15 protein-coding genes are annotated in these 12,498 nt (G+C 37.2%); 11 read left to right on the top strand and 4 right to left on the bottom strand.

All coding sequences use genetic code 11. The features are described 5' to 3' along the window. Positions 1 to 105 precede the first annotated feature (105 nt). On the top strand, positions 106 to 636 hold the full coding sequence (locus AB1278_RS00640; RefSeq protein ID WP_202842066.1) for a GNAT family N-acetyltransferase: 531 nt from the start codon (positions 106 to 108) through the stop codon (positions 634 to 636). A 196-nt stretch (positions 637 to 832) separates the two neighbouring features. Here the strand turns inward: AB1278_RS00640 and AB1278_RS00645 are convergent, their stop codons facing one another. Beyond that, positions 833 to 1,702 (bottom strand): cupin-like domain-containing protein, encoded by an 870-nt coding sequence (locus AB1278_RS00645; protein ID WP_429811777.1) that lies wholly within the window; start codon positions 1,700 to 1,702, stop codon positions 833 to 835. Positions 1,703 to 1,965: 263 nt separating this feature from the next. Here AB1278_RS00645 and AB1278_RS00650 point away from each other — a divergent pair, with 263 nt between their 5' ends. Beyond that, positions 1,966 to 2,844, top strand: coding sequence for a bestrophin family protein (locus tag AB1278_RS00650; protein ID WP_110009020.1), 879 nt, complete (start codon positions 1,966 to 1,968; stop codon positions 2,842 to 2,844). Between the two features lie 12 nt (positions 2,845 to 2,856). On the opposite strand, the gene AB1278_RS00655 is transcribed toward AB1278_RS00650, so the two are convergent. Next, the gene (locus tag AB1278_RS00655; protein WP_227941281.1) at positions 2,857 to 3,456 is read right to left on the bottom strand and encodes a hypothetical protein; all 600 of its coding nucleotides are present in this window, start codon (positions 3,454 to 3,456) and stop codon (positions 2,857 to 2,859) included. Positions 3,457 to 3,520: 64 nt separating this feature from the next. Here AB1278_RS00655 and AB1278_RS00660 point away from each other — a divergent pair, with 64 nt between their 5' ends. From AB1278_RS00660 to AB1278_RS00700, 9 genes are all read left to right on the top strand, one after another. After that, on the top strand, positions 3,521 to 4,132 hold the full coding sequence (locus AB1278_RS00660; protein WP_429811781.1) for a toxin-antitoxin system YwqK family antitoxin: 612 nt from the start codon (positions 3,521 to 3,523) through the stop codon (positions 4,130 to 4,132). Between the two features lie 5 nt (positions 4,133 to 4,137). After that, positions 4,138 to 4,668, top strand: a complete 531-nt coding sequence (locus tag AB1278_RS00665; RefSeq protein WP_110009018.1) for an RNA methyltransferase — start codon at positions 4,138 to 4,140, stop codon at positions 4,666 to 4,668. A gap of 187 nt (positions 4,669 to 4,855) precedes the next feature. Continuing rightward, positions 4,856 to 5,509, top strand: a complete 654-nt coding sequence (locus AB1278_RS00670) for a CBS domain-containing protein (RefSeq protein WP_110009017.1) — start codon at positions 4,856 to 4,858, stop codon at positions 5,507 to 5,509. 1 nt (position 5,510) lies between these two features. Further along, positions 5,511 to 6,377 (top strand): NAD kinase, encoded by an 867-nt coding sequence (locus AB1278_RS00675; RefSeq protein ID WP_110009016.1) that lies wholly within the window; start codon positions 5,511 to 5,513, stop codon positions 6,375 to 6,377. Positions 6,378 to 6,447: 70 nt separating this feature from the next. Beyond that, positions 6,448 to 7,518 carry a class II fructose-bisphosphate aldolase gene (fbaA, locus tag AB1278_RS00680; RefSeq protein ID WP_202842072.1) on the top strand — a complete coding sequence of 357 codons (1,071 nt, stop codon included), beginning with the start codon at positions 6,448 to 6,450 and terminating at the stop codon, positions 7,516 to 7,518. Positions 7,519 to 7,607: 89 nt separating this feature from the next. Next, entirely contained in the window at positions 7,608 to 8,462 is an 855-nt protein-coding gene (gene accD, locus AB1278_RS00685; RefSeq protein WP_105700341.1) for an acetyl-CoA carboxylase, carboxyltransferase subunit beta, read from the top strand. Positions 8,463 to 8,516: 54 nt separating this feature from the next. Then, on the top strand, positions 8,517 to 9,026 hold the full coding sequence (locus tag AB1278_RS00690; protein WP_395972110.1) for a DUF6973 domain-containing protein: 510 nt from the start codon (positions 8,517 to 8,519) through the stop codon (positions 9,024 to 9,026). A gap of 270 nt (positions 9,027 to 9,296) precedes the next feature. Next, positions 9,297 to 10,700 carry a nucleoside recognition domain-containing protein gene (locus AB1278_RS00695; RefSeq protein WP_202842075.1) on the top strand — a complete coding sequence of 468 codons (1,404 nt, stop codon included), beginning with the start codon at positions 9,297 to 9,299 and terminating at the stop codon, positions 10,698 to 10,700. A gap of 65 nt (positions 10,701 to 10,765) precedes the next feature. Continuing rightward, positions 10,766 to 11,158: a hypothetical protein gene (locus AB1278_RS00700; RefSeq protein ID WP_429811787.1), complete on the top strand. Its 393-nt coding sequence runs from the start codon at positions 10,766 to 10,768 to the stop codon at positions 11,156 to 11,158. Between the two features lie 15 nt (positions 11,159 to 11,173). On the opposite strand, the gene AB1278_RS00705 is transcribed toward AB1278_RS00700, so the two are convergent. After that, positions 11,174 to 12,064, bottom strand: a complete 891-nt coding sequence (locus AB1278_RS00705) for a ferric siderophore ABC transporter substrate-binding protein (RefSeq protein ID WP_202842080.1) — start codon at positions 12,062 to 12,064, stop codon at positions 11,174 to 11,176. A gap of 35 nt (positions 12,065 to 12,099) precedes the next feature. Further along, on the bottom strand, positions 12,100 to 12,498 hold the full coding sequence (locus AB1278_RS00710) for an ExbD/TolR family protein (RefSeq protein ID WP_429811790.1): 399 nt from the start codon (positions 12,496 to 12,498) through the stop codon (positions 12,100 to 12,102).

The raw sequence follows: 12,498 nt of genomic DNA on the forward strand, positions 1-12,498 counted from the left end.
TTAAAAAAATAAATTCAGGGTAATAGAATTGTTTAAGGGTTAATCTTCCCGACTTTTCTTTATCAGTAATTAATCGTACTTTTCGCCTGTCAAATCACATTATTTATGGAATTTCCTGTCTTAGAGACTGAAAGGCTTATTTTGCGCCAGCTTACTTTTAATGATACCCAGGACCTGTTTGAATACTTTTCTCTGGATGAAGTTATGGAATATTATGACCTGGAAACCTTCAAAACCGAAGATGATTCCCGGCGCATTATCCAGCATTTTAACAGTGAATTCGAAAAAGGAAAAGGTTTCAGATGGGCTCTGGAACTAAAATCCCATGGAAAAGTTATTGGAACCTGCGGCTATCACAACTGGTACAAAGAGCATTTCCGGGCTGAAATTGGTTATGAACTCAATCCCGAATTCTGGCAGCAATCCTATATGAAAGAAGCGATTCTTCCGATTCTGACCTATGGATTTGAAAGTATGAGGCTCCACCGTGTAGATGCTTTCATAGATCCTTCCAATATTTCTTCTGAAAGGCTGTTATCTTCTTTAAATTTCAGCAAAGAAGGAACGTTGAAAGATTATTTCTTTGAAAAAGGGAAATTTGTAGATGCAACGATCTTCGGTCTTATTAATAAATAAATTGATTTTAAATTTAATGCTAAGAAGCAAAGAAAATTGATATTGATGCTTCTTATTTTCGTTCGCAAAGGCATTTCATTTAGCAATTGAAGTGCTTTCCTCGCTGAGTGAAACGCCTTTGCGACCCTTTATAAACAGATAAGCATTAAACTAGCGTTCAATGCGTTAAAAATTATCTAAACTCTAATTCGTATCATTAAGAAAGGTGCTTTTCCAAAGCATCTGAACTTTTCTTATAGGCCCATTTCTGCTTGTAATTCACCCATTTAGCTTTGAAAAGTTTTCGCATCAGTTTATCCGTGTACCTCATAATGAAGACATGGTACAGCATACTGGCAAAGACATTGGGCTTATTGGGAAGCGCTCTTAAAGAAAGGGAAAACCCAGGTTCAAGATATCTGTTGAAATGCCAGAATGCTCCTGGAATAAAGAGGGCATCACCATGCTCCATGAAGATTTCGTATCCTTTGGCATATTTCAGTGCCGGAAATTTCTCATAATCAGGATTTTCATAATCAACCTCGTAAATGGTATGCACAGACAAAGGAACTTTATATAAAAAGGGCGACTGCTTCTGATCAAATAATAAAATCCTTTTCTTTCCTTCAAAATGGATATGCATAAAATCACCTAAATCCACATCGTAATGCATTAAAACATGAGCCTCATTTCCACCGAAAAACAAAGTCGGCAGTCTTTTAAAGAACTTTATTCCAAGATCAGGATAGGTGAAATTTTTCAGTAACTCGGGAAGCCTGTCTGTGATGATATAGAAAAAAATTCGCAGATCTGAAGGTTTGCTTTTGATGGTATCAATATAGTCCTTCATTTTCATACGGGTCACCGGAGCATCAGAACTTTTGGCGGCATCAGCCGGTTTGTTATCATATAAAGGAACTTCCTGATCTCCTGCCTTTTCTTTGATATAGGCAAGATTCCATTTGTCAAAAGCCTCCCACCGGCTGGCAAAATTCTTAATTAAAAGAGGTTTCTGCTTTTTAAAATAATTCTTCTGAAAATCTTCTTTACTGATATCATCTACAATATCTACGTTTTCGAGGATCATGTACTTTGTATTTAATGCGAAATAAAAATAGTGTTTTTTTGAAACCTGAGAAAATTTAGATTAAAAGCGAGGGAAGCTGGAGGATAGATGCTGGAAGTTAATATTTGTCTGTAAACGCCTATACATCATTTCATAAAAAGATTTTATGAAATGACATAGACCTCTGTTCGGCTTCAATAACGTCCCTCTTCCTGCTTCATACTTCCTTACTTTATTGGCAGAGCTCATATGAAAAATTTATATTTGTAGTAATAAGTGCATTTATGAGAGTCTACAATACCAAACATTTCATTAAAATCCTTTTCAGCTTACACAAAAGTGATACTTTAAAAATTCTTTTTCCGAGTATGGTTCTTGTAGGGCTTTATTCATGGGGAATTCAGTATCTGGAAGTTGAATATCTGCACCTTACCACAAAATCAGGAGTGAGCAATGTAGGTATGATCCATTCTCTGCTGGGTTTTGTGCTTTCACTTTTGTTGGTTTTCAGAACGAATACGGCCTATGACAGATGGTGGGAAGGTCGAAAACTTTGGGGAAAACTGGTGAATGACACGAGAAACTTTGCGATAAAAATCAATACGATTCTTGGTGATAACCGCCAGGATGCTGAGCAGATTGCCAGATATTTAAAATACTTTCCTCACTTTTTAGCCAAACATCTTTCCAAGGAATCTACAAGGCTGGCTTTGGATGAAGATTATTCTGAAATTGAAAGCTCGTTGAAAAACCATGGACCAAGTGAAATTGTTATTCTGTTAAGCCATAAACTGAATCAATTAAAAAAAGAAGGAAAAGTTTCTGAAGTTGAAATGCTGTACTTAGACACCCAGCTTTCAGGATTTCTGGATGTATGTGGAGGTTGTGAAAGAATCAAAAATACTCCGATTCCTTACTCCTATTCTTCTTTCATCAAGAAGTTTATTATTCTGTATGTTTTTGCGCTGCCTATTGCTTACGTTATTACAATAGGGCTTTTTATGATTCCGCTTACTGTTTTTGTGTATTATGTTTTGATGAGTCTGGAGCTTATTGCAGAAGAAATTGAAGACCCGTTCAATAATGATGAGAATGATATTCCTATGGAAACCTTAGCTCAGAACATTGAGAAAAATGTACAGCAGATTATGATCAGAAAATAAAAAATCAAGCTTTTAAAGCTTGATTTCTTTAAGTTCGCCGTCCTGTTTTATCTCTACAAATTTGCTTTCCCTGTTGGCAGCAGAATATCCATAGAAAAATGTGCTGTATATAGGAGTGGAATACAGATAGGCTCCATAGCCGTTATAAGCATCCGAGGTTCCTGTCTGCTGCTGGTAACTTGCTGTTGCCGTAAAGTTGACAATGGTTTCAAGATAATATTTACCGGGTTTGAGTTTTTCAAATTTAAATCTTCCATGGTCATCGGTTAAAGCTTCCACTCTGTATTTAAAAGCCTCTTCTGACATATATACGGTGGTTTTTTTATTTTCATATTTCTTTCTCATGTTATAAAATTCCTCAAAATAAGGAGTAACAGGAAAAAGCATGACAACCGTACCTTTGGGAGCATAATGCTTTTCTCCAAGTAACGGTTTGATTCCCCAGTTGTTTTTTTGTTTGGTAGAAGCCACTCCTTCAATGGTAGAGTTTCCAAATCCAAGCATGTCTCTTGCGAGCTTTTTATCAAAAAAAGCTTGAGGATAATAAGTATTTTGTGCACTCAGGTAAATAAATCCCCATATTAATATGAATAATGTGAATAATTTTTTCATAGTATATTTTTGAGTCAAATATAAGTATTTTACTATTTTTGAATTAAAAATAGCTATGAAGTACATGTTTCTATTGTTTTTTTCCACTTCTGTCCTGATCACGGCACAGAAACCTTGTGGATATAAAGACGGATTACAGGAAGGAGCCTGTAAAGAATTTTATGACAATGGCCAGGTAAAAAATACTGTGGAATGGAAAAAAGGGAAACTGGATGGCGATGCTGTTTTTTATTATGATAACGGAAAAGTGCAGTCGAAAGGAGAATATAAAAAAGGATACAAAGTAAAAGAATGGTCGTATTTTGATAAAAATGGAGTTCTTACTTCCAAGGAAGTTTTCAGAAATGGGGAGAAGAATATTTATGATAACAGTCTTACCGCCACTTTTTATTCTCCTGCAGGTAAAATAACTGAAATTTCCAATTATAAATTCAATAAATTACAGGGTGAAAGCAAGACCTTTCATGAAGATGGAAAATCAATAAAAGATATTGGCCATTATGACAACGGGCTGGCTACCGGAAAGTGGAAAGTTTTTTATCCATCTGGAAAATTACAGCGTGAAACTGAACTTGCCAACGATAAAAGAAACGGCAACAGAGTTCATTACCGTGAAGACGGAAGCATAGAAAAAACAGAGGTCTATAAAGACGGAAAATTAATCTCAACAAAATAATACAATTGGTACAGAAACTAAAACTGGAAGAACTTAACAGAATAGATGTAGAAACATTTAAGAAGGTTGAAAAAATTCCGTTGGTCATCATTTTAGATAATATCAGAAGTATGCACAACGTAGGTGCAGCTTTCAGAACGGCAGATGCGTTTTTAATTGAAAAAATAATCCTTTGCGGAATTACACCGCAGCCGCCCCATCGGGAGATTCATAAAGCGGCATTGGGAGCCACGGAAAGTGTAGACTGGTCTCATGACGCAGATACCAATAACGCGATTGCTGATCTGAAAAGCAAAGGATACGAAATTATCGGGATTGAGCAGACTACAGGAAGCCGGCTTATTACTGATTTCACGATCGACAGATCGAAAAAATATGCTTTGATCTTAGGAAACGAAGTGGAAGGAATCAGCGATGAAGTACTTCCGAATATTGATGTATTTTTAGAAATTCCTCAGCTTGGAACAAAGCATTCTCTTAATGTAAGTGTGTGCGCCGGAATTGTGATGTGGGAATTTGCAAAAGCATTAAAATAAAAAAACTGCATATGTCCTTAGTAGACAGTGCAGTTTGAAATAAATCTAATAAAAAGTAAAAATGAAAGGCGACAAAGGTACTTTATTTTTTTTTACAAACAAATTTTGACGGCACTTTTTTTGTTTCATCTTAAAAAAAGTCGTGTTTTCAGAAAAAGTTTCATTTAATTTTTTATAAATTAGCACAATGTTTATCAAGGACTATATCTCAAAAGACTTTCCGTGTTTTAGCCTTTCTGACTCTATAGAGTCGGCCAGAAATATGTTGGAAGATTTTGGATATTCCCATGTTTTCATCAAAAAATCCCATCACTTCTACGGAGCTCTTGCTATGGATTTCCTGTATGAGGAAGATGGTGGAACACTGAAGGATCTGGAACACCAGATTGAACGTTTTGCCATTCTGGAGGACAATAATATTATGGACAGTATCCGTCTGTTTTATACCTTCAGCAGCAATGTGATTCCGGTGATTAATAAAAATGAGAAATATCTTGGGTATATTACCTGTGAAGATGTTTTTCAGGACCTTTCCCGTTATCCTTTATTTTCAGAAACAGGGGCTATTCTTACCGTAGAAACTCCGGCCAGAAAATATTCTATGACGGAAATTACCAACATTGTGGAAAGCAACAATTCGAAGTTTTACGGAGGGTTTATAAGCTTTATGTCTGAAGAGGTAGTTCAGGTCACCATAAAGATCAGCAATGAAAATCTGGCCTCGATAGACGCTACTTTTGACCGGTATGACTACAGAATCGTTGAAAAATATTATTCTGATGAGAAAACCGATCTGTTTAAAGACCGTTATGGTTTTTTACAAAAATTCATAGAAATATAACATGAAGGCAGCCATATATTCTCAGAAAAAGGATCTTGATACTTTTCTATATTTAAGTAAGTTTATCTCTGAACTTGAAGCAAGAGATGTAAAATCTGTTCTGTATGATGAAATGGCTGAAGCACTTCAGTTTTCAAAAATATTCGAAACTTTCAATTCCAAACAGGACCTTCTGGATAAGGAAGTGGATCTGTTTTTCACTTTTGGTGGAGACGGAACCATTGTCAACTCTCTGACATTTATTGAAGATCTTGAAATTCCGGTGGTAGGAGTGAATACAGGAAGACTTGGATTTTTAGCTTTTTTCACAAAAGAAGAAGCCTTTAAGGAACTGGATTCCATCTTAAAAGGAAATGTAAAAACAAGCCGCCGTTCTGTCATTGAAGTGGTTTCTCCAAAACTGGAGGGAGTTTTTCCTTACGCATTAAACGACGTTACCGTTTCCCGAAAAGAAACAACCTCCATGATTACCGTTGACTCTTATATCAATGACGAATTTTTGAATGTATTCTGGGGTGACGGCGTGATCATTTCAACACCTACAGGTTCTACCGCCTACTCTCTGAGCTGCGGAGGCCCTATCATTTCTCCCAATAACGAAAATTTTGTCATTACTCCTATTGCTCCTCACAATCTGAATGTGAGACCGTTGGTTGTGAATGATAAAGTAGAAATAAAATTCAGGGTGGAAAGCCGTGTACCACAATACTCTCTTTCTTTAGACTCCCGACTTATACATATAGAAACTGACAAGGAAATCATCATTAAAAAGGCTAAATTCCAGCTTCTTCTGGTGCAGCCCAACAGTTTGAGTTTCTATGAAACCATCCGTCAGAAGCTCCTTTGGGGCAGAGATAAAAGAAACTAGTAATTTCTTAAAAATGATTACCTTTACACGAAATTAAAACACCTAATAAATTTATAATAAAAAGTAAAACATGAGCAGAATTTTTCCGGCAGGAGTTGCCACAGGTCAGTTAGTTACTGATATCTTTCAGTATGCTAAAGAAAACAAATTTGCATTACCTGCAGTAAACGTAATTGGATCAAGCAACATAAACGCTACGATGGAAACTGCAGCGAAATTAAACGCTCCTGTAATTATTCAGTTTTCAAATGGTGGAGCTTCTTTCAATGCAGGGAAAGGATTAAGCAATGACGGACAGAAGTCTGCTATCTTAGGAGCTATCGCTGGAGCAAAACATATTCATACGCTTGCAGAAGCTTACGGAGCAACTGTAATTCTACACACAGACCACTGTGCAAAGAAATTACTTCCCTGGATCGACGGATTGATGGATGCTAACGAAGAATTCTTCAAGCAGACAGGAAAATCCCTTTACTCTTCTCACATGTTAGACCTTTCTGAAGAGCCTTTAGAAGAAAACCTTGAAATTTCTGCTAAATATTTCGAAAGAATGGCTAAGCTACAGATGACTCTTGAAGTAGAAATCGGGGTAACAGGAGGTGAAGAAGATGGTGTTGACAACTCAGATGTTGATAACTCTAAACTATATACTCAGCCTGAAGATGTAGCTTATACATATGAAAAATTAAAAGCTATTTCTGATAACTTCACAATCGCTGCTGCTTTTGGTAACGTACACGGAGTTTACAAGCCGGGTAACGTAGTTCTTACGCCGAAAATCCTTGACAATTCTCAGAAATATGTTCAGGAAAAATTCGGAACAGCTGCCAAGCCTATCAACTTCGTATTCCATGGAGGTTCAGGATCTACTTTAGAGGAGATCAGAGAGGCTATCGACTACGGAGTTATCAAAATGAACATTGATACTGACCTTCAGTTTGCATACACAGAAGGTATCAGAGATTATATGGTAAACAATATTGATTATTTAAGAGCTCAGATCGGAAACCCTGAAGGAGAAGAAAAACCTAACAAAAAATTCTATGACCCAAGAGTTTGGGTAAGAAAAGGTGAGGACACATTCTCTGCAAGATTGGTGAAAGCATTTGAAGATTTAAATAACGTAGATACTTTAAAATAAGAACTGTACATTTGTACCAATGTAAAAAGTATTCATAGAAATGCATTTACATTGGTACTTTTTACATTTATACATTAATACAAGCAAAAATGGCATTCGACTGGTTTAAAAGAAAAGCAAAAAACATTACCACTTCTACTGATGAGAAAAAAGACGTTCCCAAAGGCCTTTGGCATCAGACTCCATCCGGAAAAGTAGTGGAACATGATGAACTAAAGAGAAATAACTATGTTTCTCCTGAAGACGGATTTCATGTAAGAATAGGAAGTGCAGAATTTTTTGACATCCTTTTTGACGGTGGTAAATTTACCGAACTGGATGCCAATGTTGAAAGTATTGATATCTTAAACTTCAAAGATACAAAGCCTTATAAAGACCGTCTGAAAGAAGTAAAAGCTAAAACAAAGCTTACAGACTCTATCAGAAACGCTGTAGGAACCGTAAAAGGAACTGAAATGGTAGTTTCATGTATGGATTTTGCTTTCATCGGTGGATCTTTGGGTTCTGTAATGGGAGAAAAGATCAGAAGAGCAGTAGATTACTGTATTGCACACAAACTTCCGTATATGATTATCTGTCAGTCCGGAGGAGCAAGAATGCAGGAAGCGACTTACTCTTTGATGCAGCTGGCAAAAGTTCAGGCTAAATTAGCTCAGCTTTCTGAAGCTGGACTTTTATACATCGCTTACCTTTGCGACCCTACATTCGGAGGAATCACTGCTTCTTTCGCAATGACCGCTGATATTATTATGGCAGAACCGGGAGCACTGATTGGTTTCGCAGGACCAAGAGTAATCCGTGAAACGATTGGTAGAGATCTACCGGAAGGATTCCAGACATCAGAATTCTTACAGGAAAAAGGATTTGTAGATTTCATCGTAAAAAGAACTGAAATTCAGGATACGGTTGCCAAAACAGTTAATTTATTAACTGTAAAAGCATAGTATCTGTAACAAAAACAATACAATCTCTCTCTAATTAGGGAGAGATTTTTATTTATGAGGACTTTTAAGATATTTTTCAATACCATCAGAAGCATGAGTTTTAAAAAGATTATGCGTCTTTTATCACTGATCCTTCCCCATCCTCTTTTCGCTTTACTGAGTTTTTATGCAACAGTAAAAGCGTTTTCCATTGCACAGAAAAAATTCCCTGATACAGCCTCCAACAATGGAATTGGAAACGCCTTCAGACATGCGCTGTGGTGCTGCTTCATTATGATGTACTGCTGTAAAATTTCTTCTCCGAAAAAAGCACTGGATTTCTGCAAAAGAATAACAGATATGCATGAAGAGCTTTTTCCGAATGAACCTTTGGAAACCAAAATGGATCTCCATAACAACAAAATCGGAATGGATTATTTCATGGAACTTTTACCGGGAATTCACCGCCAGTTTTTTGAAAAAAGCTTCTTTGTAGATGCATTAATCAAAAAAATGGATGAAGCTAAGGTTCTGAAAAATCTGGATGATGATTTTGAAGGTCATCTTGTTTACCTGAAGGAGTAAATAAATCATTTTATTTTAAACGCTGAGGATCGCAAGGAAAATTTAAAAAATTTATGCATATTTCCGTCCGCAAGGGCATTTGATTCAGCTATGTTCCATGAATGACGTTCTCTTTGCTTAGTACTAACGCCTTTGCGTGCATTGCGTTAACAATATATTTTAAGATTAGAAGCCATCATTAGTTCTCTTTGGCACCGGAATAACAAAAGACTTTAGTTATTTTTGTGGTTTAAAGTATTTTTGATAAGTTTAAACAATTAAATCAATCAGATGGTTCTCAGCAGAATTTGGTCGGCTTTCATTATCATTGCCATTGCCATTGCCAGTATAAAATACGTTTCGTCAGGTAACTACAAAACCATTTTCAATGATATGGTGGTGGGAAAAGGAGGTGATACAGTAAAGATTGCATCACAACCTATGAGCAGCCTCTCTCCTGTTGTAAGAGACAGCCTGATGAAAAAGAATGATTTTGCAGACAGCAGAATTCATTATAAAACTGATTCTTTAAAACAAAATGTAAATGTTTATCGTGTTCAGGAAGCCGATGGAGTGATCGGAACTTCAGAAACAGCAGTGAAGATCTGTCTTGGTCTTATCGGAATCATGACTTTATTTATGGGATTCATGAGCATTGCTGAAAAAGCAGGTGGCATCAATCTTCTAAGCCGTCTGATTCAGCCTTTTTTCTCTAAGTTATTTCCTGATATTCCTAAAAACCACCCTGCATTCGGACATATGCTGATGAACTTCAGCGCCAATCTTCTGGGACTGGATAATGCAGCAACCCCTTTTGGTTTAAAAGCCATGGAAAGCCTTCAGACCTTAAATCCTAATAAAGATACCGCCAGCAATTCACAGATTATGTTTCTGTGTCTTCATGCCGGAGGTATGACCTTAATTCCCGTGTCAATTATTGCCATCAGAGCCTCAATGGGATCTAAAACCCCTACAGATATTTTCCTGCCATGTATGATTGCCACTTTTGCCGCTACACTGGCTGCAATGATTATCGTTTCTTTGTATCAGAAAATAAATCTTCTCCGTCCGGTAGTAATCGCTTATGTAGGCGGAATTTCGGCTATTATTGCCCTTTTGGTACTGTATCTTGTACAATTGAGTAAAGATGAACTGGATGATTTCAGTAAAGTATTAAGTAATGGTTTAATTCTGTTTATCTTCCTTGCGATTGTATTAGGAGCCGTTTATAAAAAGATCAACGTTTTTGATGCCTTTATAGAAGGGGCAAAAGAAGGGTTCACCACCTGTGTTAAGATTATTCCTTATCTGGTTGGAATGCTGATTGCGATTTCGTTACTAAGAACTTCCGGTGTATTTGATGTAATCATTGATGGAATGAAGTGGGTCGCCAATGTTGCCAATATGGATCCCAGATTTGTGGATGGACTTCCAACTGCATTGATCAAACCTTTATCCGGTTCAGGAGCCAGAGGAATGATGGTAGATACGATGACAACATTTGGAGCTGATAGTTTCCAGGGGAAATTAGCCGCAGTGCTTCAGGGAAGCTCAGATACGACGTTCTACGTGATTGCAGTATATTTTGGTGCCGTAGCCGTTAAGAATACAAGATACACGGTAATTGCCATGCTTCTGGCCGATTTAGTCGGCGTTATGACTGCCATTGCATTAGCTTACTTATTCTTTGCTTAATGAAATCTGCAGGTTGAGCAGATGCTATTAACTTTAAACATTAAACTTAAAACTTTAAATCCATTATGATCACAGATAAAGAATTCACCTTAAGACTCATCCGCCAATTAACCCAGGCATTGGAAAAATTGATTCTGGATAAACCTGAAGAAAGTCTAATGCAGAAAGAACTGGATTTTGACACATTGATGAGAGACATTTTCAAAATGAACTTTACAGAAGTTGCTTCTAAAACCAAGGAAGAAATGATTGCCATCGTCAATGAAAGACAGGAAAGAGATCACAAAGATTATTATGAAATGCTGGGAAATCTTTTCTACTTTAACAGCAAACACGATCAAAACAAAGATTTTCAGGATAAAGCAAAGACATTCTACGAGCTTTATCTTCAGACAAGCGGTATTTTTGCCCTTCCGGTCATCAACAGAATAAATGAATTGAAAAAAGCACTTGAATAAAGTGCTTTTGTATTGTTAGAAGGTAATTTTGTAAGTTCCGGTTGAAGATGTATTGGCTTTTTCTGCTTTTACATATTTCTTAACCCAGGCCACAGATGTGGATGAGACACAAGGATCTGAAATCCCGCCGGCTCTTCTTGCGGATACTACATTCCCTGCTTTATCTACAGTGTAAGCAATGGTAATTGATCCGCTTGCTGTACAACTGTGTGAGGGCTGCGCTCCGCCTCTTCCCATTGTTCCCGGAATATAACCAACCAATTTTCTGTCGATTCCTACTTTACTGTCACCGTTTCCGTCACCGCCTAAAGGATCTCCCGCATTTCCGATACCATCACCGGTTCCCTGGCTTCCGGCTTTAGTTCCTCTGCCTTTAATCAGGTTGCCTATGGCTGCGGTTCCTTTTCCGTCACCATTTCCTGTTTTTGAATTGGCAGTGGTCGCTCCGGATTTTTTAGTATTTTTAGAAGCACTTGTGCTGGTTGCTTCTTTTTTCTCAGCTTTTTTGGATTCCTCTTTTTTAGGAACGGTTGTTTTTGAATTGTTTCCTGTAATAACCTTCTCTTTAACCTCTGTTTTCTTTGGCTCCAGAGTTGGTACTGGTTCTGGTTTTATAACTGTTTTTGTTTCCGGAACCGGAGTTTCTGCAGGCTCGGGTGCCACTTCTTCAGTTGCAGCGGCAAGGCTTCCCGGCTGTTCGGCAGGTTCTTCAATTCCCTTTCCGTTTCTGTTATCTCCAAAGTTCACCAGCATGGTAGTAACCACCTCAGGATCTTTATCCAGTTCAGGTTTTAATTTATACAAAAAAACAAAAAGCAGAATAGCAGCCCAGATGAGAATAGAAAGCAATGCGCTCTTTACTCTGTCTTTATTTTCTTCGTTTCTGTTTGCTGTATAGCTTTTCATCTTAAAACGTAATTCTTTCCGGAAATCCGGATATGTTATTTGTCTTTAACGGTTGCAATAGCAATATTAAATTTATGTTTCTCAGCAATTTCCATCACAAAAACAACATCTTTATGCAATGTGTTTTCATCAGCTCTGATCGTAAATGATTTATTGGTCTGGCTGGCTAATTTATCTACAATAATTTGCTCCAATTCTACTTTATTGGCAGGATTATCATCTACAAAAAATGAACCGTCCGGCTTGATGCTTACCGTTAAAGGATTGGGAATATTATCATCAACTGCTCCGGCTTTCGGAAGATTCACATCGATGGCGCTTTGATTGGCCGCCGAAGAGGTAATCATAAAGAAAATCAGCATCAACAGGATAACGTCTGTCATCGCTGCTAAACTGAATTCCGGATTCGCTTTATTTCTTCTTTGAATTTTCAT

The sequence above is a fragment of the Chryseobacterium sp. NRRL B-14798 genome (assembly GCF_050470705.1).
Classification (GTDB): domain Bacteria; phylum Bacteroidota; class Bacteroidia; order Flavobacteriales; family Weeksellaceae; genus Chryseobacterium; species Chryseobacterium cupriresistens.

What these genes read in the sequence shown, in the direction of transcription:
- AB1278_RS00700 (WP_429811787.1), top strand. Translation starts at nt 10,766, where the DNA reads ATGATCACAGATAAAGAATTCACCTTAAGACTCATCCGCCAATTAACC.
- AB1278_RS00650 (WP_110009020.1), top strand. Translation starts at nt 1,966, where the DNA reads ATGAGAGTCTACAATACCAAACATTTCATTAAAATCCTTTTCAGCTTA.
- fbaA (WP_202842072.1), top strand. Translation starts at nt 6,448, where the DNA reads ATGAGCAGAATTTTTCCGGCAGGAGTTGCCACAGGTCAGTTAGTTACT.
- AB1278_RS00640 (WP_202842066.1), top strand. Translation starts at nt 106, where the DNA reads ATGGAATTTCCTGTCTTAGAGACTGAAAGGCTTATTTTGCGCCAGCTT.
- AB1278_RS00690 (WP_395972110.1), top strand. Translation starts at nt 8,517, where the DNA reads ATGAGGACTTTTAAGATATTTTTCAATACCATCAGAAGCATGAGTTTT.
- AB1278_RS00675 (WP_110009016.1), top strand. Translation starts at nt 5,511, where the DNA reads ATGAAGGCAGCCATATATTCTCAGAAAAAGGATCTTGATACTTTTCTA.
- AB1278_RS00710 (WP_429811790.1), bottom strand. Translation starts at nt 12,498, where the DNA reads ATGAAAATTCAAAGAAGAAATAAAGCGAATCCGGAATTCAGTTTAGCA.
- AB1278_RS00705 (WP_202842080.1), bottom strand. Translation starts at nt 12,064, where the DNA reads ATGAAAAGCTATACAGCAAACAGAAACGAAGAAAATAAAGACAGAGTA.
- AB1278_RS00655 (WP_227941281.1), bottom strand. Translation starts at nt 3,456, where the DNA reads ATGAAAAAATTATTCACATTATTCATATTAATATGGGGATTTATTTAC.
- AB1278_RS00670 (WP_110009017.1), top strand. Translation starts at nt 4,856, where the DNA reads ATGTTTATCAAGGACTATATCTCAAAAGACTTTCCGTGTTTTAGCCTT.
- AB1278_RS00695 (WP_202842075.1), top strand. Translation starts at nt 9,297, where the DNA reads ATGGTTCTCAGCAGAATTTGGTCGGCTTTCATTATCATTGCCATTGCC.
- AB1278_RS00645 (WP_429811777.1), bottom strand. Translation starts at nt 1,702, where the DNA reads ATGATCCTCGAAAACGTAGATATTGTAGATGATATCAGTAAAGAAGAT.
- accD (WP_105700341.1), top strand. Translation starts at nt 7,608, where the DNA reads ATGGCATTCGACTGGTTTAAAAGAAAAGCAAAAAACATTACCACTTCT.
- AB1278_RS00660 (WP_429811781.1), top strand. Translation starts at nt 3,521, where the DNA reads ATGTTTCTATTGTTTTTTTCCACTTCTGTCCTGATCACGGCACAGAAA.